Origin of the sequence: Flagellimonas alvinocaridis (assembly GCF_004916895.1) — a bacterium.
Lineage (GTDB): Bacteria > Bacteroidota > Bacteroidia > Flavobacteriales > Flavobacteriaceae > Flagellimonas > Flagellimonas alvinocaridis.
The window spans coordinates 42014-66772 of record NZ_SNTZ01000005.1; the positions used below are offsets into that span (position 1 = coordinate 42014).

Below are 24759 nucleotides of genomic sequence, written 5' to 3' on the forward strand. Positions count from 1 at the left end.
CAATAACTTAGATTTAGTGGGAAACGCTCCAAATTATAAATTTGGAGCGTTTTTTGTTCAAATGTATAATGATGCGCAAAGGAGTTATCTATTGTTTTTTGGGACTGTTTCTAATTTGGGCTCCGGTAAATATCTGGGCACAAAATGTAGAAACTGCCGATAAAGAAGATTTTTCCAGATATTTGGAAGATCAATTCTATATCGGATTGGGATATAATCTGCTTTTAAACAGACCCAATAATACGGTACAGCGTAACCTTTCCTATAACTTGCAGACCGGTTTTATAAAGGATATACCCCTTAACCTGAAAAGAACTGTAGGTTTGGGAATTGGGCTTGGGTATGCGGTCAATTCCTATTATAGTACTATTGTAGCTGCCAAAGAAGGAGATGCAATACTCTATGAGGTTATGGATCAAGCTGATTTCAAGCGTAGTAAATTGGAAACCCATGCGGTGGAGTTTCCCGTGGAGCTACGTTGGAGGACCTCAACACCTGAAGAATATAAATTTTGGCGTATCTACGCCGGAATGAAATTCGGATATGTGTTTTCAGGACGATCTAAACTGGTTATGGATAGTGGCTCAACAAGTTTCTCCAATACAGATGTACAACAGTTTCAGTATGGGCTAATACTCAATTTTGGTTACAATACGTGGAATATCCATGCCTACTATGGTCTAAACCCATTGCTCGAAGAAAGTGTTCAGTTACAAAGCGGGGAGAGCGTAGACATGAGGGCGTTGCGAATTGGGCTAATTTTCTACATTCTATAGCCAATATTTCAGTATGATTAGTTGGGAGCAAAGTCCAACAAGAAACCCAATAAGCAGTTCAGACTTGCTATGGGCCTTCAAATATAATCGTGATGTGGCCACCAAACCCGTAAATAGTGTGAAGAGGCTAATACCAAGGGTAATGTTTACCTCAAAATGGATGCTAAGTCCGATCATAAACATCAATATGCTACCCATGCCCAGCAAATGCATGCTGGTCTTAAACTTTAAAAACAATAAGATGAGCGCGGTTGCTGTGGCGGTTAAAAGTCCGGTGAAAAAGTAAAAGAGCTCCTGTACGTAGTTATTGGGTATCACCTTATATAATATCATCAAAAATAAGGCGCAGCTTATATAGAGCGGGTATTTGCGTTCTTGGAGGGTGGGGAGGAAGATGGAATTGATGATCCCCAAATTTTTCAGGATAAGAAAAAAAATGATGGGGATGATCACCGTTAGGATAAAAATAGGTAGGATGTTGCCGCTCTGAATCTCCAAAGTGCTGTAAGGGGCAATAAGAAAGTAAAGAACGGTGCCACCAACCGGAATAAACAACGGGTGGAACAAGTAGGAAACAATGTTGAAAAAATGGCGCATTAGATTTCCTTTCTTAACCGGGCCACAGGAATTCCCAATTGTTCCCTGTACTTGGCCACGGTCCTACGGGCAATTGGATAGCCTCGTTCCTTAAGGATTTTTGCCAGTTTATCATCCGTTAACGGCTTTCTCTTTTCTTCGTCGCCAATAACGGTCTCCAATATTTTTTTGATTTCTTTGGTGGACACATCTTCCCCTTGCTCATTTTTCATGGCCTCGGAAAAATAATCCTTAATGAGCTTGGTGCCATAAGGAGTGTCCACATATTTGCTGTTGGCCACCCTGGATACCGTGGAGACATCCATGTCTATTTGGTCAGCAATGTCCTTTAGGATCATGGGGCGCAATTTTCGTTCATCACCGGTCAAAAAGTATTCCTTTTGATAGTTCATGATGGTGTTCATGGTGATGAAAAGGGTCTGTTGGCGTTGCTTAATGGCATCTATGAACCATTTGGCAGCATCCAGTTTTTGCTTTATAAAAAGAACGGTGTCTTTTTGCGATTTGGATTTTTCCTTAGAGTCCTTGTATCCTTGCAACATATTACTGTACTCTTTGGATACGTGCAGTTCAGGGGCATTTCTCCCATTCAGGGTGAGTTCCAGTTCCCCATCCACAATTCTTATGGAAAAATCGGGAACAATATGCTCGATCATTCGGGTATTGCCCGAGTAGGAACCTCCTGGTTTGGGATTCAATCTTTCAATTTCCCCAATGGCTTCTTTAAGTTCATCTTCGGTAATATGGTGCTTTTGGATGAGCTTGGCATAGTGTTTTTTAGTGAATTGATCAAAAGACTTTTCCAATATATTGATGGCCAATTCAATCGAAGGCTTCTGTTCCTTGCGTTTTAGTTGGATGATAAGACACTCATCCAGTGAACGAGCGCCAACACCTGGGGGGTCCAATTCTTGGACCACTTTAAGAACGGATTCAATCTTTTTCTCATCCACATAAATGTTTTGGGTAAAGGCCAAATCATCCATGATATCGGGAAGTGGTCTACGGATATAGCCGCTTTCATCAACACTCCCTACCAAGAATTCCGCAATGGCCCATTCCTCATCATCCAAATAAACCGTATTGAGTTGGTTGATCAAATATTGATTAAAGGAAATCCCAGCAGCATAGGGAATGCTCTTTTCTTCATCATCTGGACTATAGTTGCTGGTTTGGGTACGATAATCCGGAATTTCATCATCACTTAGATAGTCATCAATGTTGATATCTTCAGCGGATATCGACTCATTGTCCGATGAGTCATCATAGGTGTCATCGAATCCGTCATCCATAGTATCGCTCTCCGCCTTTCCACTTTCAAGGGCGGGATTCTCCTCCAGTTCCTGCTTCAAACGTTGCTCAAAAGCCTGAGTAGGGAGCTGTATGAGCTTCATGAGCTGAATCTGCTGAGGAGACAGTTTCTGGGAAAGCTTAAACTGTAGATGTTGTTTTAGCATGGGGATTGAATTACAATCTTCCTACTTATAAAATTAAGAATTCCAATTAAAACTCCGCATTTTGAGGAGTTCTAGGGTACGGGATAACATCTCTAATGTTTCCCATTCCGGTTGCAAACTGCACCATACGTTCAAAACCAAGCCCAAAACCACTGTGTGTGGCCGTGCCAAATCGTCTCAGGTCCAAGTACCACCAAAGCTCCTTTTCATCAATATTCAACGCTTTGATTTTGTCTTGAAGCACATCCAAACGTTCTTCCCTTTGGGAACCTCCAACAATTTCCCCAATACCTGGGAAAAGCACGTCCATGGCACGTACGGTTTTGCCATCTTCGTTCAAACGCATATAGAAAGCCTTGATATTGGCCGGATAATCAAAAAGGATTACTGGGCACTTAAAATGCTTTTCCACCAAGAAGCGTTCGTGCTCGCTCTGTAAATCGGCACCCCACTCATTAATGGGATATTGGAATTTCTTCTTCTTGTTGGGCTTGCTGTTCCGCAAAATATCGATGGCTTCGGTATAGGAAACCCTCTTAAAGTTGTTCTCGACCACAAACTTCAGTTTCTCGGTCAGGCTCATTTCAGAGCGCTCTGCTTGGGGTTTGGATTTCTCCTCATCCAACAAACGTTTTTCCAAGAACTCAAGATCATCACAACAGTTATCCAACACGTATTGAATGATCCATTTGATGAAATCTTCGGCAAGGTCCATGTTGGCATCCAAGTCATTGAAGGCCACTTCAGGTTCTATCATCCAAAACTCTGCCAAGTGTCTGGAGGTATTGGAATTCTCGGCCCTAAACGTGGGACCAAAGGTGTATACTTTACCCAAGGCCATGGCATAGGTTTCGGCCTCTAGCTGGCCAGAGACGGTAAGGTTGGTTTCTTTTCCAAAGAAATCTTCACTATAATCCACATTGCCGCTATCATCAACAGGAGGTTTTTGGGTATCCAAAGTGGTCACCCGGAACATCTCGCCAGCTCCTTCGGCATCGGAACCAGTAATGATAGGTGCGTGGAAATAATAGAATCCATTTTGCTGAAAATAGCTGTGAATGGCGAATGATAGTGCTGAACGTACCCGCATTACTGCTGAAAATGTGTTGGTGCGGACCCTTAAATGTGCCTTTTCCCGTAAAAACTCCAAAGAGTGTTTTTTGGGTTGAATGGGGTAGGTCTCTGGATCGGCCGTACCATGCACAAATACATCCGTGGCTTGGATTTCCACACTTTGTCCCTTTCCTTGGCTTTCCACCAAGGTGCCGGATATCTTTAAAGCTGCTCCAGTACTGATTTGTTTGAGCAGGGTCTCGTCAAAATTTTCAAAATCGACAACGCACTGCAGATTATGTATGCTTGAACCATCGTTCAGGGCAATAAATCGGTTACTCCTAAATGTTTTTACCCATCCATTTACTTCAACAGGTTCTCCTACGGGTTGCTTTTCAAGCAATTCTTTTATGGAATAAGACTTCATTATAAGGCTATCGTAAATTAAGGGGTAAAGATAGGTTTTTGATAAAAAATGAAAGCAATGGAATGGCCTAATTTATAGCTGTTCCGTGGATTATTTGTCTTTTGGGCCGTCCTCTTCCTTGGGCAGAATATCAATTTGAGGCTTTTTAAGGACCTGTTTGTTGGCAATGCTTCTTTCCAAAGAAAGTAATAATGAGGGCAAAAGAATCAAATTGGAAAGCATTGCAAAAAGAAGTGTGGCAGATACCAATCCTCCCAAAGCCTTTGTTCCGCCAAAACTTGAAATGATAAATACCGAGAATCCGAAGAATAATACAATGGAGGTATAGAACATGCTTACCCCGGTTTCCCGCAAGGCAGCGTAAACCGACCTTTTGATATGCCATTTGTGGGTGGCCAATTCTTGACGGTACTTGGCCAAAAAGTGAATGGTGTCATCAACCGAAATACCAAAGGCAATGCTGAATACCAAAATGGTGGAAGGCTTTATGGGTACACCCAGATACCCCATCACCCCGGCTGTTATCACCAAGGGAAGCAGGTTGGGGACCAAAGAGATAATTACCATTCGGAACGAGCGGAAGAGATAGGCCATAAAAAGTGAGATCAAACCAATGGCCAAAGCTAGCGAGAGCAATAAATTTTTGACCAGATATTTGGTGCCTTTTAAAAATAATAGGGCCTTGCCGGTCATAAAAACCTTGTATCGATCGGATGGGAAAAATTTGGCGATGGCTTGTAGTACATCTTCCTCAATCTCCTCCATACGGTCTATTTTTACATCTCGCATAAAGGTGGTCAAACGTGCCGTTTGTCCCGTGCTGTCCACAAAACTTTCCAAAAGATTGTCATTGCCCGAAGATTTGCGGGCAGCGTCCATAATAAACGTATTCTCTTGGGAAGTGGGCAGCTGGTAGTATTTTGGGATGCCGTTGTAAAAAGCCTGTTTGGAATATTTGATCAGATCTACAACTGAAATGGGTCTGGACAGTTCGGGAATTTCGTCAATGGCCATACCCAGTTGGTCCATCCGTTTAAGAGTGGCAGGTTTGATCACTCCGTTTTTACGCTCGGTATCCACCACAATCTCCATGGGCATTATACCGTCAAATTCTTGTTCAAAAAACCGAATGTCCTTAAAAAAATGGGTATTTTTTGGAAGATCTTCAATTCTGCTTCCTGTAATCTTTATTTGATAGATTCCCACAATGCTCAGTATCAAAATTGCCACTGTGGTAATATAGACCGCTATTCTGTGATGGCGCACCATACGCTCCATCCAATTGACAAAAAAGTCTATCCATCTTTTGTTGAGGTGCTTTAAGTGCTTGGTCTTGGGAAGTGGCATAAAACTGTAGACAATGGGGATAATCAATAGGGAAAGAATGAAAATCCCAACAATATTGATAGAGGCTACAATACCAAATTCCTTAAGCAAATCGCTATCCAAAATAATAAAGGTGGCAAAGCCGGAAGCTGTGGTGATGTTGGTCATTAACGTGGCATTCCCAATTTTGGAAATGACCCGTTGAAGCGACAGGGCCTGATTTCCATGTTTATTGACCTCTTGTTGGTATTTGTTTATCAGGAAAATACAATTGGGGATTCCAATCACAATGATCAAGGGCGGAATCAACGCGGTGAGTATGGTTATTTCGTATTTCAAAAGTCCCAAAAAGCCAAAGGCCCACATCACTCCAATGATCACCACGCACATGGAAATGAACGTGGCACGGAAACTCCGAAAGAAAAAGAAAAAGATGATTGAGGTCACCAAAAGGGCAGCAACAATAAAAATACCTATTTCATCCACGATGGATTTTGTGTTCCAAGTGCGTATGTAGGGCATGCCGGATACCCTGACATCCAATTGGGTTTCATCTTCGAAGCCTTTGACCAAGTCGCCAAGATCATTTAGGATGAACTCATTGCGTACCGCTGTATTCATGATATCCTTGTCCAAATAGGCAATGGTCTGTATAGTGCCACTTTTGGGATTGTATACTAGATTGTCATAAAAGGGCAATTCGTTGAAGAGGTGGTTGGTGAGTGAATCAACTTCCTGTTTGGTCCTTGGAGGGTTTTTGATGAAGGGCTCCATGACAAAAGCCTGCGTTTCATCGTCCTTGACAAGTACCTTAAGATTGTCCGTGGATAAAACAAAATCAATCTCAGGGAAAGCCTCCAATTGCTTACTGAGCTTGTTCCATCGGTTGAAGTTTTGAGGGGTGAACAAAGCAGAGTCCCGAATAGCCAATACAATGGCGTTTCCTTCTTCACCGAAAATTTTGGTAAAGGCATTGTACTCTATCGAAGCAGGATGATCGTCCGGAAGTATGTTGGCCTCAGTATTGGAAAACTGCATGTTCTTCCACTGAAGGGCCAAAAAAACAGTGAATCCTGCAATGGCAATAAGTATCAGAATCCTATTGCGAAGAATAATCCGTGCGACCTTAGGCCAAAATCCTTTAGTGAGCTTTGCTACCATTTGGGTTTTGTTGGGCGCAAAGGTAAAAAATGATCAGCTGTGTTCCTAGGAAAGCCGACAATCTATACCTTGGTTTTACACCTTCATGATTTCGGCTTCCTTTACAGATAAAATGGAGTCTACTTTTTTGCTGTACGAATCGGTCAGTTCCTGTACATCGACTTCGGCATTGCTCAATAAATCTTCGGAGATGTCCAAAGCCTTAAGCTCTTTATTGGCTTCCTGTCGGGCACTTCTAATACTTACTTTGGCATCTTCTGCTTCACTTTTGGCTTGCTTTGTAAGCTGAATTCTTCTTTCCTCTGTCAAAGGTGGTACATTGATAATAACCATTTCGCCATTGTTCATAGGGTTAAATCCTAGATTGGCATTCATAATCGCGGTTTCAATTTCACCCAAAAGATTTTTTTCCCAAGGTTGTACAGAAATAGTCCTTGCATCGGGGGTATTGATGTTGGATACTTGGGAAAGTGGGGTTTTGGAACCATAATACTCCACCATAACGGTAGATAGCATCATTGGACTTGCTTTTCCGGCACGTATTTTTACCAAAGCCTTCTCTAAGTGGGTGATACTGGCATCCATGCTTTCTTTAGTGCTGTCAAGTACAAATTTTACTTCTTCGTCCATAATTTTTTAAGTTTAACTGTCTGAAATCAAAGCGTGTGCCAACTTAAATGTTGACCACGGTCCCAATATTTTCGCCTGAAACTATTTTCATAAGATTTCCCCGTGTGTTCATATCAAATACCACTATGGGAAGTTCATTTTCTTGGCTTAATGTAAATGCAGTGGTGTCCATTACTTTAAGGCCTTTGGATAGTACTTCCTTGAAAGATAGGGAATCAAATTTCGTGGCATTTTTATCCTTTTCCGGGTCTGAGGTATAGATTCCGTCAACCCGTGTGCCTTTTAAAATAACATCTGCGTCAATTTCTATGGCCCGCAATACTGCTGCGGAATCTGTTGTGAAATACGGATTACCGGTACCCCCTCCAAATATGACAACTCTTCCTTTTTCCAAATGCCGAATAGCTCTTCTTCTGATAAATGGTTCGGCTACTTCATTGATTTTGATTGCCGATTGTAGGCGGGTCTCAACACCTTGATGCTCCAGAGCACTTTGCAAGGCCAGTCCATTGATTACGGTGGCCAACATGCCCATATGGTCTCCTTGAACACGATCCATTCCTTGGCTTGTTCCCGAAAGACCCCTAAAAATGTTCCCGCCACCAATCACAATGGCTACTTCAATGCCCTTTTCTACCACAGACTTGATATCTTCGGCATATTCAGCCAATCGCTTGGCATCAATACCGTATTGTTGTTCGCCCATGAGTGCCTCGCCACTGAGTTTTAATAGAATTCTTTTGTATTGCATTGAAGGTATCTTGAAGTTCGGACAAAAATAATCAAAATTATTTATGGGGTGGATAGGCTAAAGGTCTTGATTTTGTTGGATGGAAATAAAAAAACCGCTTCCAAATGAAAGCGGTTTTTTTTAACAATCGTTGGGTTTGATTATCCCAAAGCTACTCTTTTAAAGCCAGTTACTTGCAAATCAGCATTTACTGACTTTACATATTGGGCTACACTTTGCTTGCTATCCTTGATGAAGTCTTGGTTTACCAAAGTGTTGTCCTTGAAGAAACGCTTTAATTTGCCCTTGGCGATATTGTCCAACATGGCTTCTGGCTTTCCTTCTTGACGCAATTGATCTTTTGCAATTTCAATTTCCTTGTCAATTACAGATTGATCAACACCTTCTTCGTTAAGTGCAACAGGGTTCATTGCGGCTGCTTGCATCGCTACATCCTTTGCAGCGTCAGCGGCACCATCAACATTGGCGGACAATCCAACCAAAGTGGCAATTTTGTTCCCGGCGTGGATGTATGAACCAACGAAAGGAGCACTCAATTTCTCAAAACTTCCAATCTCTATTTTCTCACCGATAACACCAGTTTGTTCGGTCAGTTTATCGGCAACTGTCATTCCATCAAAAGAGGCAGCAAGAAAATCGTCTTTGCTATCTTGGCCCAAGGCCAAATCAGCCAAATCATTGGCTAATTTTACAAAGCTTTCATTTTTGGCAACAAAATCAGTTTCGCAATTCAATGAAATAATTACACCTTGGGTGGCATCACCATTTACTTTTGCTATTGCGGCACCTTCAGAAGAATCCCTGTCTGCTCTGTTGGCTGCAACTTTTTGGCCTTTCTTTCTTAGGATTTCAATTGCTTTGTCGAAATCACCTTCGGCTTCGACCAAAGCTTTTTTGCAATCCATCATTCCGGCTCCAGTAGTCTGTCTTAATTTATTTACCTCAGCGGCGGTAATCTTTGCCATTTTTTATGCTTTTAAAATTTATGTAAAGTAAAACACTATAAAGGTGTTTTGTTTTAGGACAATGTTAAATCAGCGTTGGTTTATTCAACCCCACCTTTTACACTGTCTTGCCATTCTTTCAATTCATCCCATTTGCCATCAGCGGCCAATTTTGCTTGTTTTGGCCATGAAGTTGGGTCTAGATGAGCCAAGTTTGAACTGGCTTCGGTTAGGATTTCCTTGATTTTTTCTGGGTCAGCTTTTGCCAGTTCAGCATAGGTTCCAATACCACTGCTTACAATTGCCTCTGCTGCTTTAGGTCCTATACCTTCTACTTTGGTAAGGTCATCGGCTTTTGCGGCTTTGGCCTTTGGGGCTTGTTCCTCTTTCTTAGGGGCTGGCTTAGCTTTTTTTGGAGCTTTGGCTTCTGTTGCATCATCGTCATCATCTTCAGCAGCAACAGCTTTTGCAACTACTTCTTCCTCTTCCTCCTTATCGTCTTGTTTGTCATTTTTACGCTCGGCCAAACCTTCAGCAACTGCTTTGGTTACTTCCTCCAAGATGGCTTCTATGGATTTACCTGCATCGTCGTTGGCAGGAATCACATAATCAATAGGTCTTGGGTCTGAGTTGGTATCCACCATTGCAAAAATGGGAATGTTCAATTTTTGGGCTTCTTTTACGGCTATATGCTCTCGCATGGTGTCCACTATGAAGATAGCACCTGGCAAACGGGTCATATCAGCTATTGAGCCCAAGTTTTTGTCCAGTTTTGCACGTAAACGGTCTACTTGCAATCTTTCTTTTTTGGAAAGGGTGTTAAAAGTCCCGTCCTTTTTCATGCGATCAATTGCAGCCATTTTTTTAACGGCCTTACGAATGGTTACAAAGTTGGTCAACATACCACCGGGCCATCTTTCAGTGATGTACGGCATGTTTACCTTGGATACTTTGTCTGCAACAATATCCTTGGCTTGTTTTTTTGTGGCTACGAAAAGGATTTTTCTGCCAGAAGCGGCAATTTTCTTTAGGGCCTCGTTGGCCTCTTCTAGTTTAGCAACCGTTTTATAAAGGTTGATAACGTGGATTCCGTTGCGCTCCATATAGATGTAGGGCGCCATGTTGGGATTCCACTTTCTGGTTAGGTGTCCAAAATGCACACCTGCTTCCAATAAGTCTTTGACTTCGATTTTACTTGCCATTTTTTGTACTTAGTTTACGTTCCGTTGTAGTAGCAATAAAGAGGTGGTCACAAAAGTTCGCCCTCTCCATTTAGATGCTAAACTAAATTCCAAAAAGTCGATTTTTTTCCTTTTGGAACAACGACAACTTGGTTAAAAATTTAACCCTGAAAATAAATTCAGGGTTTTCAATGAACTTATATATAGGTGCAACTGCACCGAAATATTAACGTTTGGAGAACTGGAATTTCTTACGGGCTTTCTTCTGTCCGAATTTCTTTCTTTCCACCATTCTTGGGTCTCTGGTCAAGAGTCCTTCTGGTTTAAGAACGCTTCTGTTCTCTTCATTTATTTCGCACATGGCTCTGGATAAAGCCAAACGAACGGCTTCAGCCTGGCCGGTGATTCCACCACCATATACGTTTACCTTAACATCATAGCTGTCTTCAGTTTCTGTCAGGGCAAAAGGCTGCTTTACTTTATATTGCAAAGTGGCCGTGGTGAAGTAATCGTTTAAATCTCTTTTGTTGATGGTAATGTTTCCTTTACCTTCAGAAACGTATACCCTTGCCACAGCAGTTTTTCTTCTACCAATCTTATGAACCACTTCCATTATTTGTAGTCGTTTAAGTTTATTGCTTTTGGTTTTTGTGCTTCTTGTCCATGCTCAGAACCAGCATATACTTTTAGGTTTCGGAAAAGGTCGGCGCCAAGTCTGTTCTTGGGCAACATTCCTTTCACCGAATTCTCAATGATTCGCTCAGGGTGCTTTTCCAAAACATCCTTAGCGGAAGCAGAGCGCTGTCCACCTGGATATCCTGTATATCTCAAATATACTTTGTCATCCAACTTATTGCCGGTCAAATTGATTTTCTCGGCATTGATGACAATAACATTGTCTCCGCAATCCACATGGGGAGTGTAATTGGTTTTATGCTTTCCTCTAAGCAATTTGGCTACTTTCGACGCCAATCTACCCAATGTCTGTCCTTCAGCATCAACCAATAACCATTGCTTGTCAACGGTAGATTTATTGGCGGAAATAGTCTTATAACTTAATGTGTCCACTGCTCTAATAGTATTGATTTAATAACCTATCCCGATAAACGGGCTGCAAATGTACAATTATTAGATTGAATTACAAATGGTTGATTGGGAATATTTTTTTGCTTTTTCCATTTTATATGGAAGAGAGGCAAAACCACGGCTAAATCCACCATCTTTTGTTAAAAAAAATATAAAGTCATCTCAAACTGTAACTGCTGCTTTCTTCATGGGTCTTTACCTCAATCAATCAAAAAATAAATCTAGTGAAACAAGCATGCCTTTCCCTTCTATGTATCTTCTTTATTCAGATTATTCAGGCCCAAGATTCAACTACGGTAGTTCCCAAAAAGAAATACTTGACCCAAGCGCTGGATAAGGAGGGAGCACCTATTATTGATGGTGTTTTGGATGATACCTCATGGAATCTTGTGCAATGGGGAGATGATTTTATAGAACAACGCCCAGATGAAAATACTCCTCCTAGTCAACAGACTGCATTCAAAGTACTCTATGATGAGAAGTCTTTATATATAGGTGTTCGGTGTTTTGATGACGAACCAGGGAAAATTGTAAAGCGATTGTCCCGAAGGGATGGCTTTGACGGAGATTGGATCGGCATTTTTATAGACAGCTATTTGGATAAGCGAACCTCTTTTGGCTTCATTGTCACCGCAGCAGGGGTAAAGGGAGATGTTTTTGGATCAAACAATGGTGCCGATGAGGACGACAGTTGGAATCCCATCTGGTATGTAAAGACCCATACCGATGAGGAAGGGTGGACCGCCGAAATGCGGATACCGCTCAGTCAAATCAAGTTTGGCCATGCCGAAGATCAGGTATGGGGGTTTCAGGTGATGCGAAGGTATTTTAGGAACGAGGAGCGCTCCGTGTGGCAGCGTTTGCCTAGGGATGTTGCTGGTTGGACCAGTGAGTTTGGGGAATTGCATGGACTAAAGAATATGGAACCTCAAAGGCAAGTGGAAATACAGCCCTACACGGTTGCCAAGACCGAAACCTTTGAAGCAGAGGAGGGGAATCCCTTTGAGGATGGCAGCGATAGCAATATTACCGTAGGTTTGGATGCCAAGATAGGGGTGACCAATGACCTTACCTTGGATTTAACGGTAAACCCCGACTTTGGGCAAGTGGAAGCGGACCCTTCGGCCATTGCGTTGGATGGATTCCAAATTTTCTTTCAAGAAAGGCGACCCTTTTTTGTGGAGAACAAGAACATTTTTGATTTTAATGTTTCCCAATCCGAGGCCGGCAACACGTTTGGTTCCGACAATATATTTTATTCGAGGCGTATCGGTAGAAGCCCACAGGGAAGCCCCGATACCGAAGATGGTGAGTTTGTGGACCAACCGGCCAATACTCCGATCATAGGAGCGGCCAAGTTCAGTGGTAAGACCAAGAATGGTTGGGCCATTGGGGTTTTGGAAAGTTTCACCGCCCAAAGACGGGCCACCATTTCGGGAGTGAACGGTGACCGTAGAAAGGAGATGGTGGAGCCCATGACCAATTATTTTGTGGGAAGATTGCAGAAAGACTTCAATGACCGGAACTCATATATAGGAGGTATCTTTACGGCTACCCATCGGGAAGAATTGCCCCAGGCCCTTGACTTTTTACACAGATCCGCGTTTACAGGAGGAGTCGATTTTAAGCACCAATGGAATAATAGGGATTGGTACTTGGAGGGAAACATCACCTTTAGCCATGTAAAAGGGGGTGAAGCTTCCATCAAGAATACCCAAGAATCCATCACCCACCTGTTTCACCGTGTTGATGCCGATTACTTGGAGCTGGATTCAACCAGGACTTCCTTGACCGGTACTGGGGGAAATCTTCAGATAGGGAAGCTCGGTAAAGGTAATTTTAGATTTGAAAGTGGGGCAACCTGGCGTTCCCCGGAACTCGAACTCAACGATATTGGCTTTCAACGCCAGTCCGATGATATTAGACACTACACTTGGGTAGGTTACCGCACCTTAAAACCGGACAACACGTTTCGACAATTGGGCATCAATTATAACCATTACACCGCTTGGGACTATGGGGGTAATCACAATTATTTGCAATTCAATACCAACAGCTGGCAAAACTGGAAAGGCAATTGGTTCAGCAATATTGGTTTGAATTATGCACCTCTTGAATATTCCAACTTTGCCTTGCGGGGAGGCCCTAGACTACGGCTATCGCCCTGGGTGAGCTTTTGGAACAATATCGAGACGGATAACCGGAAGAAAATGCGGTTTTTCTATTTCCATAATGGCCAAAAGGCGTTGGACAATTCATACAAATCCTATTATATGGAGGGAGGGGTAACCTATCAACCGATCAATGCCTTGAGTGTCTCGGCTTTTCCCTCGCTACGGATCAACCACGACAAGCTTCAGTTCATTGATAATTTTGATGATGTGAACGGGTCACCCCGATACCTAAATGGCGAGATTGACCAGCGCACCTTGAGTATGTCCATTCGATTGAATTATACCATCAATCCCAACCTTACCATTCAATATTGGGGACAACCTTTTATTTCCAGAGGTAGGTATACGAACTTTAAACATGTGACCGATGCCACGGCCAAACGGTTTGAAGATAGGATTATGACCTATGATCAAGATCAGGTTGCATTGATGGATGATGTTTATTCCGTTGATGAAAATTTGGACGGTACTGAAGATTTCAGCTTTGACAATCCAGACTTTTCATTTGTGCAGTTCCGTTCCAATTTGGTGATTCGATGGGAGTACATTCCAGGTTCCGAACTGTTCTTGGTGTGGTCCCAAGACGTGTCCCGTAATGGAGACCCCACAAACGGATTACTGCCCAGCTTGAACGATAATATTTTTGGACAGAAACCACAGAACATTTTCCTGTTGAAGGCTACCTATCGCTTTGTGCTATGATTGAAGGCCAAGAATTTTTTTAACGGCATGGGCCACGGCTTCGTTGGCCTCGTGGTCACCAATGGTAATGCGCACCTTTCCTGGAGCCCCAAATTGGGAGACCGGCCGTACCATGATGCCTTCATCCATCATCCTATCAGTAAATTCCATTTCAGGAAGTGGAGGGTCTATGATGAAAAAGTTGGCTTGACTGGCCCAATGGGTAATTCCCATTTCATCAAAGGCTTTGGCCAAAAACTTTCGGCCATCGTGTACGGTTTGGACTGTTTTTTTAATAAACCCATGGTCGCTTAAAGCGCCCAGAGCTGCCTCAAGCGAGGTCTGGGGCAACAAAAAGGGTTTGTGGATCAACCGGATGTAATTGGCAATCTTGGCAGTGGTATAGCAATAGCCCACCCGTTGGCCTGCCAAACCATAGGTTTTTGAAAAACTGTTCAAGCCTATCACATTATGACCGCCCAACACATAGGGGAGCGCGGTCACATAGTCTTCGGCATCGGCAAAATGACGGTATACCTCATCAAACACCACTACAATGTTTTTGGGGATACGGGAGATGAAATCATCCATCACCGATTTTGGAATATAAGTTCCTGTGGGATTGTTGGGACTGGTCAGAAAAATGACCTTGGTCCGTTCCGAAATGGCATTGAGGATTCCTTCCACATCTAAGGTGTAGTCGGGTTGCATCAAGGGAACATCCAAAAGTTTGGCGCCATACCACCTTGAAAAGACCGAATAGGGCAAAAAGCAGGGATTGGAATAAATGACCTCGTCCCCTTCATTGATAAAGGCCCGTAGAATCATATCTATGATTTCGGAGCCACCATTCCCACAGAGAAATTGATTTTCGTTCAGTTTGTCATCAAAATCTTGGGCAAGGGCCTGTCGGAGACGGACATCGGTCTGGTCAGGATACAAATCAATCCGATCGGCGGTTTTTTTTATGGCCTCAACCGCTTTGGGTGATGCTCCCAGCGGATTTTCATTGGAGGAAAGTTTATATATTTTTTTGTCGGAAGGAGGGATGTTCTTACCCCCTTTATATACTTCTTTGGGCACCAAATGGGCCTTAAAAATGGATTCTATTCCGTTTTTCATGAACTATAAGGTTTCTGCGTGCAACAAAATGGACATGGCCCTGTGGGTATTTCCTTCTTCCAAAATTCGCTGTGCCAAATGGTGCAATTCAATCTTGGACAATGTTTTTACTTCTGGGTCTTGGGAAATGTGAGTTACATCTTCTTGGGAAGGTAGCTGTTCCATATTCCCCAATCGTCCCAGATTGTTTCCTGTCAATACCTCACTTTCCTTAATGCCTTGGGGTAAGGCATCCACGCCCATACCTTTGGTGCGAAGAGGCTTGGGAATTTCAAAAAGGGCATCCTTCGAGGCCCTGATATACCAACTGCCTCCCATACGGCCTACCAAATCCAATTTTTCGGTGTCCAAAACGCCGTTGGTAAAATAGGCTTCGTTGATATGGATGAGTTCAACCTTGGCCATGATCAAGTTGCCAGCTCCCGGGGTTTGGGCTAGTTCAATGACCTCCATCACACTGCATTCAAACGAAACAGGGGCTTCGCCCACGCGGGGAGGTCTTACTTTTTCACTGGGTACTTGGGTGAAACCGGCCTTTACAAACTCGTTTACCCCTTTGTCATAGGCGGTACTGGACAATGACATCTGTTCCACCATATCGTGGTTGACGATATTGATGACGACCTCGGGGACCTCCTTAACGTTCTCGTGGGTATGTTTCAAGCTATTGTCTCTACCGCTACGTGAGGGAGAAAATACCATCACAGGCGGATTGGAACTAAACACATTGAAGAAACTGAACGGGCTCAGGTTTACATTACCTTCCTTATCCACGGTACTGGCAAAGCAAATGGGCCTTGGGGCCACCGCAGTGAGCATGATATTGTGGAGTTCGGGTTGTGAAATCTGGTTTGGGTCTACGGTCTTGATCATGGGATTGACTTTGCTGTCATATCGAGCGCAGTCGAGATATGGATTAAAACTAAGATGGTATTTCGACTGCGCTCAATGTGATATCTGTAACTCATAAACTTATTTTGCGGGCAATACTTTAGTGGAAACGGCTCCAAAACCAACCCGGATGGCTTCTTTTTGTGCATAACCGCGAAGGGTCACGGTATCCCCATCATTGATGAACTTGCGCTCGGAACCATCGTTCAGTTGTACAGGCTTGGTACCCATCCAGGCCAGCTCCAACATAGAACCATAGGAGTTTTCATCTTTTCCGGAAATAGTGCCGGAGGCCATCATATCACCCACATGGATGTTGCAACCGTTCACGGTGTGATGTGCCAATTGTTGTGCCATGTTCCAATACATGTATTTGAAATTGCTATGGCAAACAGTGGTTTCATCACCTCCATCCGGGGTAATACCTACTTCAAGGTTGATTTCGTAGTTTTTTTCTCCTTCGTACACCAAATAGGGGAGCACTTTGGGCTCTTGTTCAGGTCCGGACACCCGGAATGGTTCCAAAGCATCCAAAGTAACGATCCATGGGGAAATCGAAGAAGCGAAGTTCTTGCCCAAGAATGGACCCAATGGTACATATTCCCATTTTTGAATATCTCGTGCAGACCAATCATTGAACAGCACCAGTCCAAAAATGTAATCTTCGGCCTCCTTGGTGGATACACTCTCGCCTAAATCAGTGTTCTTGCCCACCACAAATCCCATTTCCAGTTCAAAGTCCAGCCGTTGGGAGGGTCCAAAAACAGGGGTGTTGGCGTCTTTTGGCAAGGTTTGCCCTTTAGGCCTGTGAATGGGTTGGCCACTAACCACAATGGAACTGGCCCTACCGTGATAGCCCACAGGAATGTGCTTCCAGTTGGGCAGCAGGGCATTTTCCGGATCGCGGAACATTTTGCCCACATTGGTGGCATGTTCAATGCTGGAATAAAAGTCGGTATAATCACCGACGCAGACCGGCATATGCATTTGTGCTTCGGATTGTTTTACGAACAATTCAGGTTTGCCGGCCAATGGGGAAGTATCGTCCTTGAGCCAATATTGGATTTTCTTTCTGACCCTTGAAGTGATTTCTTTCCCCAAGGAGATAAAATCATTGAGGTCTTCCCGCCCCAAAACGGCCACGTTGAAATCAAAAACGTCCAACTCCGCCACCGCGACCAAATCCAAAATATGGTCTCCTACGGCAACTCCGGCCCGTGGGCTTCGGTCTTTGGTGGAAAAAATCCCAAAAGGGATGTTATGGATGGAAAAGTCTGAATTTTCAGGGATATCTATGATCATATATGGTGTTTATATTATTCCCGCGTAGGCGGGAATCTATTTATTTCATTTCGAACGAACGTGAGAAATCTCATTCCATATGATGTCATCAGGACTCATTTCGAAATGGCAGTACTTTAATTTTACTCTACCCAAGATTTGTAATACTTGCCATCATCAATCTTGAGGGCATTCTCTGTTATCTTCAAGGGTTTAAAAGTGTCTATCATCACGGCGAGTTCCTCGGTGCCCTTTTTACCAATGCTGGCTTCGTAGGTCCCGGGGTGCGGCCCGTGTGGAATTCCGGCGGGGTGCAGGGAAATGTATCCTGGTCCAATTCCGGTACGGCTCATAAAATCACCATCCACATAGTACAACACCTCATCCGAGTCTATATTGGAATGGTTGTAGGGTGCTGGAATGGCCTTTGGATGATAATCATACAACCGTGGACAGAAGGAGCATACCACAAAGGCACTCGTTTCAAAGGTTTGGTGCACTGGTGGTGGTTGATGTACCCGGCCCGTGATGGGTTCAAAATTATGAATGGAAAAACCGTACGGATAATTGTAACCGTCCCAACCCACAACATCAAAAGGATGGGTGGCATAGACCAATTGGTGCAACATGCCTTCCTTTTTGATCTTCATCAAAAACTCCCCGGTCTCATCATGGGCCTCCAAATCTTGTGGTAATTTATAGTCCCGTTCGCAGAATGGCGAATGCTCCAATAATTGACCAAACCAATTCCTATAGCGTTTTGGTGTGTACATGGGATGAAAAGATTCGGCATAGAGGATGTGATTGTCCTCAGTGTCAAACTCAATCTGATAGATCATTCCGCGGGGAATGATGAGGTAGTCCCCATATTCAAAAGGGATATTGCCCAAAAAGGTTTTCAAGGTCCCGGAGCCCTTATGGATGAACAACATCTCATCCGCATCGGCATTTTTATAGAAATACTCCGTAAGGGATTTTCTGGGAGCCGCCAGTCCAATATGGACATCATTGTTGACCAAAAGTGGTTCACGGGATTCCAAAAAATCATCCTTGGGCATAACATCGAAACCAATGAGTTTACGACTGGTGATGTTCTTGTCCACTGCAATTTTTGGGCGTACATCAACGGCCTTGCCAATCTCCTTTACCTGTGTAGGGCGATGGATATGGTAAAGCAGGGACGACATCCCATCAAAACCTATGGTACCGAACAATTGCTCATAATAGAGCCCGCCCTTGGGTTTCTCAAATTGGGTGTGCCGTTTTTGCGGTATTTTCCCGAGTTTATGATAGATAGGCATTCTTTAAGTTTTAAGTTATCAGTGCTAAGTGTTGAATAGTGGGTACACTGCCCTACTTAAAATTCAATATTTATAATTTACAACTATTAATGCAATGTGCCCCGAAGCTCTTGCTCACGCTCAATGGCTTCGAACAGTGCCTTAAAGTTACCTTTTCCAAATGATTGTGCGCCCTTTCTTTGAATGATTTCAAAAAACATGGTGGGTCTGGGTTCCACGGGACGGGTGAAGATCTGTAGTAAATAGCCCTCATCATCACGGTCCACCAAAATGCCCAGTTCTTTCAAAGGGGCAATATCTTCATCTATTTTGCCAACACGGTCGGTCACGGCCTCGTAGTAGGTGTCGGGTACACGTAGGAATTCCACCCCACGACTTCTAAGGTCCCGGACAGTTTTAATAATGTCATCCGTGGCCACGGCGATGTGTTGTACCCCTTCCCCCTCATAAAAATCGAGGTATTCCTCTACCTGTGATTTTTTCTTCCCTTCGGCAGGTTCATTGATGGGAAACTTGATACGGCCGTTACCGTTGCTCATCACCTTGCTCATCAAGGCGGTATATTCGGTGGAAATGTCCTTGTCATCAAAAGAAAGGATGTTCTTAAAGCCCAAGACGTTTTCATAGAAACCAACCCAGTGGTTCATTTTGTTCCAATCCACATTGCCCACCATATGATCAACATATTTTAGGCCAGTGGAAGAGGGATTGTAATCTGGGGTTTCCCACTTTTTGAAGCCAGGAAGGAATACTCCATCGTAATCTTTGCGTTCCACAAAAATATGGACGGTTTCCCCATAGGTGTAGATGCCAGAACGTACCACTTTACCAGTGGCATCTTCTTCCACTTGGGGTTCCATGTACGATTTGGCGCCACGTTCCATGGCCGCGTTGTAGGCGTAGGTAGCGTCATCAACCCAAAGGGCCACAACTTTTACTCCATCACCATGCGTATCTATGTGCTCGCCGATCTTTGTGCCACTTTTTAATGGGGAGGTAAGGATCAATCGGATTTTATCCTGTACAACCACATAGCTTTCGCGGTCTTTTAACCCAGTTTCCAGCCCGGCATAGGCCAAGGATTGGAAACCAAAAGCGGTTTTATAGAAATGGGCTGCTTGTTTGGAGTTGCCTACGTAGAGTTCAATATAATCTGTGCCATTGATGGGCATAAAATCCGTCCCTTGATCAGATGTTTTGGTAAGTGCAGATGTCTCCATGATGAATATTTTTAGTTGTTAAATCACTTTGTTGTCTATGCAACAAAAATAAGTATTTTTGGGAAACGAAATTATTTTCCACGTTAAATTTTAAACTAGAATTGGGAACCCTGTCCAAGGGAAGAGCAGGAGCTATAAAAAGGGAATTCCTATTTTTGTGGGAACACAGAACAGATGCTTAACTACCTAGATGAAATACAGGGGATTGGATTGCACTTGGATTTGGTCCTCCGCAAGATTCAAGATGCCTATTTAAGGACCTTTGAGGACTTGGGTGTTGAAATGACGATTGAGCAGTGGGTGATCTTACACCGCATCTATGAGTTAGGCGATGAGGCCAGCCAACGGGACATTGTCCGAAGCAATTTCCGGAACAGGGCCACAACTTCACGGGTAATTGGTGGGTTGGAGCGAAAGGGCTGGATTGCCAAAACCCGTTTTGATGGCGACCAAAAACGATTTAAGTTGGAGTTTACCCCCAAAGGTCAAGAGGTGATTGACCTCGTATTGCCGCACGCGCTCCAATTGCGAAAATTGGCAGTAAAAAATCTGGGGCCAAATGAATTTGAGACCTTTTTAAAGGTCTTGGACCAAATAGGGGAGAATTATGAGGAAAGCTAAATCACTTTGCCACCATTATCTGTATCAGGGTTGCTAGACCAATAAGGAGAATGAACAGCAGGCTCAAGCTCCTAAATTTGTCTTGTGGAATGTACGCCAGTATCTTTTTGCCCAAATAGGTCCCTATCAACCCAATGGCGAACAAAAAGGGGAGGTAGGTGAGTTCCTGTTTTCCGATGTAGCCGTTGTTATAGTAGACAAAGGTCCGGGAAAAATCAATCATAAAATCAATAAAGGCCGAAGTGGCAATAAACGCATGCTTTTCCAGATTGAAAGCAGCCATCGTCAACCCCCGTATGGCACCGCCGGTTCCCAAAAGCCCTGCGGAGAATCCCGAAAGCGTTCCCCCGATGACCGCGTTCTTTTTATTGGGAAGCACCACAATCTCTTTTTTAATGAGGAACAGCAGGCTAAAGACCACCAAGAAAATCCCCAGAACCACGGTAAGGGCATAGCCATCCACCAGCTTCGAGAGAAATCCTCCGGCAATCACAAAGAATACGGACGGAACCCCAATGTACAGCAACAGTTTTTTGTCCAACCCTTTCTTGAACAAAAAGATCTTGCTCAGGTTGCTGGATAGGTGGAAAATGGCCGTCATGCCCAGCACCGAATAAAAATCAAAATAAAAGTTGCCCAAAGGCACAAAAAAGACCGAAGACCCAAAACCACCGATGGTACCGATGATTTCGGCAGCCAAGGCCAAAAGCAGGAAAAAGTAGTTGATTTTCATAAGGTTTTGGGTGGTTGTTGCGTCACAAAGAAAGGATGGTTTACAAAATTTTAACCTAAAATAAGCCTAAAATCCATCATATGGGTAATATAGCATAGAAACTGGTGAATTCTATGGACGCACGCATTTCAAATCCACCGCAACTTTGCCCTTGTATAATTTTAATATACAGGATTATGAAAAAGACAAGATTTTATCCAACAATATGGAGTACAGTGCCTTTTACGCCCAGTATCATGGCCGATTGGTACGCGCCACAGAACGGAAGCAAGGAGTTGATCATGAAAAACAATGCCGCTACCTCGCTCAAAGTTTCTGAAATGACCCTGAACATTGTAAAATTGGCAGCCGTGGATGCGGATGGGAAAGAACACCAAGTTGTGGATTTCCCAGGACAGAACCCTGTGGTACTTAAAGGTATCCCTTCGGGATGTTTCTTGCGCTCCAAGAGCCTGCTTGCCCTTCCCAAGGGAAGATATACCGCTTTACGCTTTTATTTGGCCGGCTGGGGCAACCAGTTCATCTATAGGGATGGAATGGAAGAATCTGCCAATACCTTTGAAAGTTTGGATTTTGCCGTGGAGAATGGCTTTGAAATTGATGGAAACGAATTGGCCGAGGCAAAATTATGGTTTGACTTTGCTCCCTACCAGTGGAAGCGACACTTTAAACCGCTATCGGATTTGTTTAAAGGGAGCAAAAGCCCCAAACCCAGATTGGCCAACAGTTTTGGCAATTAACATGTTTTGAGCAAATGAAGAAGGCACCTTTCGGGGTGCCTTTTTTGATTTTAGGGGTTTGTGCGGGTGTGAAATCACACATCTGCAAGACTGTTTATTTTGTTGAAAGCGAACTTTGGGGCAATCCTTGAAATTTTGTAGAGCAGTTTTACCCCGGCAATCCTCACCTCGGGACTGCCTTTTTGTAGCCCTGCAAGCATTCCATCAACGGCTTTTTCGGTGGAGATGGCAATCTTGGGCGGATTTCCCTTGTGCCATGGGGTGTTCACCGCAGGGAACATGACCTCGACGGTCCGTACCTTGCCGGTTTCCGTTTTGTTTCGGAAGACTTGGGTGAAGGAGTGGAGGGCCGCTTTGGTGGCATTGTAAAAAGGATAATCGGCCCGTGGGGTATAAATAAGGCCCGTGGTTACATTGATGATGTGTGCATCCGCGTTTTGTTGCAATTGCGGATACAGAAAATGGATCAGCCGAAGCGGGGCCAAAAAATTTGTTTCCAATTCTTGTTCCGCCATTTCCATGATATGGTCCGTAGAGAGAAAATCAACCTTATGGACCAAGGCCGCATTGTTGATGAGTACATTGGTTTCAGGATACTTCTCCATCACTTCTAGGGCCAATGCTTTGCATTGCTCTTTTTGGGAAAGGTCGCATTGGATGGTTTCCAGTTGGGGAAGCTCTGCTTTGGCCCGTTCCAACTTTTGTAGGGAACGCCCGCAGATAATGACCTTGTTCTGGTTGTTGATCAAGCGTTTGCTGAGTTCAAGGCCAATGCCCGAACTTCCGCCCGTGATCAAAATGGTGTTGCCGGATAGTTTCATGTTTTTTGCATTTACAATTGATACACACCAAAAGTAAATCGGTGGAACCGGCACGGCATTGATGTATGTTAAGTGTGCATATTTTTCCGGATGCGACTGAGGCTTTCCGGCTGTATGCCCAGATAGGAGGCAATAATGGTCTGGTTGATCCTTTTGTCGATATTGGGATATTCCTCTAAAAAATCCAGATATCGGGTTTCGGCATTCAAGAGCAAGAGGTCCCGCTCCCTTTTTTCCTTTTTGGAAAATCCCTTTTCAATGGATTTCAACAAGAATTTCACCCAAAACACATCCGTTTCAAAAAGTAAGAGCCATTTTGGGTAGGGAATGACCAATATCTCGGCATCTTCCATCGCCTCGATAAAAAAATGGGAAGGGGCATTGGAGGTCATGGCCGAGTAGGAGCTGATAAAATCATGCTCCATGATGATTCCTTTTGTGAACTCGTTCCCCTTGGGAGTGATGTACACATATCTGAACAGTCCCGATTTTACAAAGCCAAAGCCTTTGGGGATTTCCCCCGCCCGGACAAAGTAATCGCCTTTTTGTAGGGTTTTCACCTGACCTATGGCGAGCAGTTGTTCCACTTTGTCCTTGGGCAATATATGTTGCAGCACTTCTTTCATGAACTGCCCTAAAGATACTAATGATCGGGACTGTAAAAACCTATTGGATGGCCAAAACAAGCATTTTATAGGCTTTCCCCGTTGTAAAAATTGGAAAGTATGGACTCCAGTTCCTCCTTGCCGGCCACAATGCCCTCAATTCTTTCCCACAGTGCTTCGGGGAGCAAGGGGCGAAGGGGTTGTTGCCGTTTGGTGATGTGTCCGAACACCTTTTCAATTTTTTTGTCCCACACCTTGTAGTATTTCCGAAGGTCGTCCGGGTACACGATCTTGCGGCGGGTGCCCTCATCGGCTGCTCGAAACGGTAGGGGAATGTTGAGGTAGCCATAATCGTCCGTCAGTTGTTCCCCGGGCTGTATGTCGCGGATAGCGATTTCAAAATCGTAGGCCGTGGTAAGGCAATTGGAGTTGAAACTGTGGTTCACGTACCGCCCGTTGTCCCAACAGAGGATGTAATTGCCCTTGTTGTTGCGAAAGGTGTAGGTGTCCAAAATGTTTTGGTAAATGGGGTCCATTTGTTGGAGCTCCAAAGGGGTGAACTCGCGGTCCAAGCGGTCCAAGACCCATGTGATGGTGCCCGCAGGGATGAACTTGGTGGCCACTACGCCATAGCCAATCTCATTGCTGATAAACTTTAATTCTGTATCTGGATGGATCATTTTATACTCTTGAATTTTTAGTTGAAGGTATAAAATTGTTCAATCCGTTGATGGAAATTTTAGGGGTATGGCAGCGTAGTTTTTTTCAGGGGAAAAGGCCCTATTCCCCACTCAATCGCTTGAGTTTTTGCAAGACTTCATACACCGAAAAGCTGCGGGCAAAGCGGTACATTTCTTTGTTTTCTGCCTTGAGGATTACGACCGGAAGCGTGAAGACCATGGACTGCCCGGTAAACTCCACTTCTTCCTCCACATCCACCACACGAATGGCCACCTTGGGAAAATTTTCTTGAACGGCTTCCAACAACTTTGGTTTTAGCACTTTGCAGACCCCACAGGTTTTGCCGGTAAAATAGAGGAGTTCAATGTTTTGTGTTTCCATGGAGGGAAGTTGGTCTTATGGGCTGGTCTGGTTCAACTCCATGATTTAAATTTTTTGGGATTTGGATTTAAGGAGGTCCGGGATGATTTATTGAAAATCAAAAAAGAAACATGGTCGT

At 43.8% G+C, this 24759-nt stretch carries 25 protein-coding genes; 5 read left to right on the forward strand and 20 right to left on the reverse strand.

Annotation, left to right across the window (positions count from 1 at the left end):
* The first annotated feature begins 68 nt into the window (after nt 1-68).
* Entirely contained in the window at nt 69-776 is a 708-nt protein-coding gene (locus tag EZV76_RS11265) for a porin family protein (protein WP_236640911.1), read from the forward strand.
* Here the strand turns inward: EZV76_RS11265 and EZV76_RS11270 are convergent.
* The 10 genes from EZV76_RS11270 to rplM all read right to left on the reverse strand — a co-directional run bounded on the left by EZV76_RS11270 (nt 771) and on the right by rplM (nt 11371).
* Complete coding sequence (locus EZV76_RS11270; RefSeq protein ID WP_136566664.1) at nt 771-1373, reverse strand: hypothetical protein; 603 nt, start codon at nt 1371-1373, stop codon at nt 771-773. The two genes, EZV76_RS11265 and EZV76_RS11270, sit on opposite strands and share 6 nt — an antisense overlap.
* On the reverse strand, nt 1373-2830 hold the full coding sequence (rpoN, locus tag EZV76_RS11275; RefSeq protein ID WP_136566665.1) for an RNA polymerase factor sigma-54: 1458 nt from the start codon (nt 2828-2830) through the stop codon (nt 1373-1375). Before rpoN ends, EZV76_RS11270 begins: the two co-directional genes overlap by 1 nt.
* Nucleotides 2831-2876: 46 nt before the next feature.
* Nucleotides 2877-4310 (reverse strand): asparagine--tRNA ligase, encoded by a 1434-nt coding sequence (asnS, locus tag EZV76_RS11280; RefSeq protein ID WP_136566666.1) that lies wholly within the window; start codon nt 4308-4310, stop codon nt 2877-2879.
* 90 nt (nt 4311-4400) lie between these two features.
* The gene (locus EZV76_RS11285; RefSeq protein WP_136566667.1) at nt 4401-6797 is read right to left on the reverse strand and encodes an efflux RND transporter permease subunit; all 2397 of its coding nucleotides are present in this window, start codon (nt 6795-6797) and stop codon (nt 4401-4403) included.
* A gap of 75 nt (nt 6798-6872) precedes the next feature.
* The gene (gene frr, locus EZV76_RS11290; RefSeq protein WP_136566668.1) at nt 6873-7427 is read right to left on the reverse strand and encodes a ribosome recycling factor; all 555 of its coding nucleotides are present in this window, start codon (nt 7425-7427) and stop codon (nt 6873-6875) included.
* Nucleotides 7428-7470: 43 nt separating this feature from the next.
* Nucleotides 7471-8178: a UMP kinase gene (gene pyrH, locus EZV76_RS11295; RefSeq protein ID WP_136566669.1), complete on the reverse strand. Its 708-nt coding sequence runs from the start codon at nt 8176-8178 to the stop codon at nt 7471-7473.
* Nucleotides 8179-8318: 140 nt separating this feature from the next.
* Nucleotides 8319-9143, reverse strand: a complete 825-nt coding sequence (tsf, locus tag EZV76_RS11300; RefSeq protein WP_136566670.1) for a translation elongation factor Ts — start codon at nt 9141-9143, stop codon at nt 8319-8321.
* An 80-nt stretch (nt 9144-9223) separates the two neighbouring features.
* Nucleotides 9224-10324 (reverse strand): 30S ribosomal protein S2, encoded by a 1101-nt coding sequence (gene rpsB / locus EZV76_RS11305; RefSeq protein WP_136566671.1) that lies wholly within the window; start codon nt 10322-10324, stop codon nt 9224-9226.
* 205 nt (nt 10325-10529) lie between these two features.
* On the reverse strand, nt 10530-10916 hold the full coding sequence (gene rpsI, locus EZV76_RS11310; RefSeq protein ID WP_136566672.1) for a 30S ribosomal protein S9: 387 nt from the start codon (nt 10914-10916) through the stop codon (nt 10530-10532).
* Nucleotides 10916-11371, reverse strand: coding sequence for a 50S ribosomal protein L13 (rplM, locus tag EZV76_RS11315; RefSeq protein WP_136566673.1), 456 nt, complete (start codon nt 11369-11371; stop codon nt 10916-10918). Before rplM ends, rpsI begins: the two co-directional genes overlap by 1 nt.
* Nucleotides 11372-11447: 76 nt before the next feature.
* Here rplM and EZV76_RS17205 point away from each other — a divergent pair, with 76 nt between their 5' ends.
* Nucleotides 11448-11726, forward strand: a complete 279-nt coding sequence (locus tag EZV76_RS17205) for a hypothetical protein (protein WP_201741856.1) — start codon at nt 11448-11450, stop codon at nt 11724-11726.
* Nucleotides 11707-14265, forward strand: coding sequence for a DUF5916 domain-containing protein (locus EZV76_RS11320; protein ID WP_439107981.1), 2559 nt, complete (start codon nt 11707-11709; stop codon nt 14263-14265). The genes EZV76_RS17205 and EZV76_RS11320 overlap by 20 nt, the downstream gene beginning before the upstream one ends.
* Here the strand turns inward: EZV76_RS11320 and hisC are convergent.
* The 5 genes from hisC to hppD all read right to left on the reverse strand — a co-directional run bounded on the left by hisC (nt 14260) and on the right by hppD (nt 20059).
* Nucleotides 14260-15366 (reverse strand): histidinol-phosphate transaminase, encoded by a 1107-nt coding sequence (hisC, locus tag EZV76_RS11325; protein WP_136566675.1) that lies wholly within the window; start codon nt 15364-15366, stop codon nt 14260-14262. The two genes, EZV76_RS11320 and hisC, sit on opposite strands and share 6 nt — an antisense overlap.
* Nucleotides 15367-15369: 3 nt before the next feature.
* Nucleotides 15370-16239, reverse strand: coding sequence for a flavin reductase family protein (locus EZV76_RS11330; RefSeq protein WP_136566676.1), 870 nt, complete (start codon nt 16237-16239; stop codon nt 15370-15372).
* A gap of 99 nt (nt 16240-16338) precedes the next feature.
* On the reverse strand, nt 16339-17559 hold the full coding sequence (fahA, locus tag EZV76_RS11335) for a fumarylacetoacetase (RefSeq protein WP_136566677.1): 1221 nt from the start codon (nt 17557-17559) through the stop codon (nt 16339-16341).
* A 122-nt stretch (nt 17560-17681) separates the two neighbouring features.
* Nucleotides 17682-18839: a homogentisate 1,2-dioxygenase gene (locus EZV76_RS11340; RefSeq protein WP_136566678.1), complete on the reverse strand. Its 1158-nt coding sequence runs from the start codon at nt 18837-18839 to the stop codon at nt 17682-17684.
* Nucleotides 18840-18925: 86 nt separating this feature from the next.
* A complete protein-coding gene (gene hppD, locus EZV76_RS11345) occupies nt 18926-20059 on the reverse strand; it encodes a 4-hydroxyphenylpyruvate dioxygenase (RefSeq protein ID WP_136566679.1) in 1134 nt (377 codons plus the stop codon).
* Nucleotides 20060-20233: 174 nt separating this feature from the next.
* Here hppD and EZV76_RS11350 point away from each other — a divergent pair, with 174 nt between their 5' ends.
* The gene (locus tag EZV76_RS11350) at nt 20234-20680 is read left to right on the forward strand and encodes a MarR family winged helix-turn-helix transcriptional regulator (protein WP_136566680.1); all 447 of its coding nucleotides are present in this window, start codon (nt 20234-20236) and stop codon (nt 20678-20680) included.
* A gap of 1 nt (nt 20681) precedes the next feature.
* On the opposite strand, the gene EZV76_RS11355 is transcribed toward EZV76_RS11350, so the two are convergent.
* The gene (locus EZV76_RS11355) at nt 20682-21413 is read right to left on the reverse strand and encodes a sulfite exporter TauE/SafE family protein (RefSeq protein WP_136566681.1); all 732 of its coding nucleotides are present in this window, start codon (nt 21411-21413) and stop codon (nt 20682-20684) included.
* A gap of 176 nt (nt 21414-21589) precedes the next feature.
* Here EZV76_RS11355 and EZV76_RS11360 point away from each other — a divergent pair, with 176 nt between their 5' ends.
* Nucleotides 21590-22153: a hypothetical protein gene (locus tag EZV76_RS11360; protein ID WP_136566682.1), complete on the forward strand. Its 564-nt coding sequence runs from the start codon at nt 21590-21592 to the stop codon at nt 22151-22153.
* 74 nt (nt 22154-22227) lie between these two features.
* Here EZV76_RS11360 and EZV76_RS11365 read toward each other — a convergent pair whose 3' ends face one another.
* The 4 genes from EZV76_RS11365 to EZV76_RS11380 all read right to left on the reverse strand — a co-directional run bounded on the left by EZV76_RS11365 (nt 22228) and on the right by EZV76_RS11380 (nt 24641).
* The gene (locus EZV76_RS11365) at nt 22228-22974 is read right to left on the reverse strand and encodes an SDR family oxidoreductase (protein ID WP_136566683.1); all 747 of its coding nucleotides are present in this window, start codon (nt 22972-22974) and stop codon (nt 22228-22230) included.
* Between the two features lie 68 nt (nt 22975-23042).
* A complete protein-coding gene (locus tag EZV76_RS11370) occupies nt 23043-23600 on the reverse strand; it encodes a Crp/Fnr family transcriptional regulator (protein WP_136566684.1) in 558 nt (185 codons plus the stop codon).
* Nucleotides 23601-23665: 65 nt separating this feature from the next.
* Complete coding sequence (locus EZV76_RS11375; RefSeq protein WP_136566685.1) at nt 23666-24259, reverse strand: SET domain-containing protein; 594 nt, start codon at nt 24257-24259, stop codon at nt 23666-23668.
* 100 nt (nt 24260-24359) lie between these two features.
* On the reverse strand, nt 24360-24641 hold the full coding sequence (locus EZV76_RS11380) for a thioredoxin domain-containing protein (protein ID WP_136566686.1): 282 nt from the start codon (nt 24639-24641) through the stop codon (nt 24360-24362).
* Between the last annotated feature and the right edge of the window lie 118 nt (nt 24642-24759).

Coding starts and splice junctions, on each gene's coding strand:
- EZV76_RS11365 (WP_136566683.1), bottom strand. CDS start 22,974: ATGAAACTATCCGGCAACACCATTTTGATCACGGGCGGAAGTTCGGGC.
- EZV76_RS11370 (WP_136566684.1), bottom strand. CDS start 23,600: ATGAAAGAAGTGCTGCAACATATATTGCCCAAGGACAAAGTGGAACAA.
- EZV76_RS11330 (WP_136566676.1), bottom strand. CDS start 16,239: ATGATCAAGACCGTAGACCCAAACCAGATTTCACAACCCGAACTCCAC.
- EZV76_RS11375 (WP_136566685.1), bottom strand. CDS start 24,259: ATGATCCATCCAGATACAGAATTAAAGTTTATCAGCAATGAGATTGGC.
- EZV76_RS11285 (WP_136566667.1), bottom strand. CDS start 6,797: ATGGTAGCAAAGCTCACTAAAGGATTTTGGCCTAAGGTCGCACGGATT.
- rpoN (WP_136566665.1), bottom strand. CDS start 2,830: ATGCTAAAACAACATCTACAGTTTAAGCTTTCCCAGAAACTGTCTCCT.
- fahA (WP_136566677.1), bottom strand. CDS start 17,559: ATGATCATAGATATCCCTGAAAATTCAGACTTTTCCATCCATAACATC.
- pyrH (WP_136566669.1), bottom strand. CDS start 8,178: ATGCAATACAAAAGAATTCTATTAAAACTCAGTGGCGAGGCACTCATG.
- EZV76_RS11355 (WP_136566681.1), bottom strand. CDS start 21,413: ATGAAAATCAACTACTTTTTCCTGCTTTTGGCCTTGGCTGCCGAAATC.
- EZV76_RS11270 (WP_136566664.1), bottom strand. CDS start 1,373: ATGCGCCATTTTTTCAACATTGTTTCCTACTTGTTCCACCCGTTGTTT.
- EZV76_RS11360 (WP_136566682.1), top strand. CDS start 21,590: ATGAAAAAGACAAGATTTTATCCAACAATATGGAGTACAGTGCCTTTT.
- rpsI (WP_136566672.1), bottom strand. CDS start 10,916: ATGGAAGTGGTTCATAAGATTGGTAGAAGAAAAACTGCTGTGGCAAGG.
- rpsB (WP_136566671.1), bottom strand. CDS start 10,324: ATGGCAAGTAAAATCGAAGTCAAAGACTTATTGGAAGCAGGTGTGCAT.
- tsf (WP_136566670.1), bottom strand. CDS start 9,143: ATGGCAAAGATTACCGCCGCTGAGGTAAATAAATTAAGACAGACTACT.
- frr (WP_136566668.1), bottom strand. CDS start 7,427: ATGGACGAAGAAGTAAAATTTGTACTTGACAGCACTAAAGAAAGCATG.
- EZV76_RS11265 (WP_236640911.1), top strand. CDS start 69: ATGATGCGCAAAGGAGTTATCTATTGTTTTTTGGGACTGTTTCTAATT.
- hisC (WP_136566675.1), bottom strand. CDS start 15,366: ATGAAAAACGGAATAGAATCCATTTTTAAGGCCCATTTGGTGCCCAAA.
- EZV76_RS11350 (WP_136566680.1), top strand. CDS start 20,234: ATGCTTAACTACCTAGATGAAATACAGGGGATTGGATTGCACTTGGAT.
- asnS (WP_136566666.1), bottom strand. CDS start 4,310: ATGAAGTCTTATTCCATAAAAGAATTGCTTGAAAAGCAACCCGTAGGA.
- EZV76_RS17205 (WP_201741856.1), top strand. CDS start 11,448: ATGGTTGATTGGGAATATTTTTTTGCTTTTTCCATTTTATATGGAAGA.
- EZV76_RS11340 (WP_136566678.1), bottom strand. CDS start 18,839: ATGCCTATCTATCATAAACTCGGGAAAATACCGCAAAAACGGCACACC.
- hppD (WP_136566679.1), bottom strand. CDS start 20,059: ATGGAGACATCTGCACTTACCAAAACATCTGATCAAGGGACGGATTTT.
- EZV76_RS11380 (WP_136566686.1), bottom strand. CDS start 24,641: ATGGAAACACAAAACATTGAACTCCTCTATTTTACCGGCAAAACCTGT.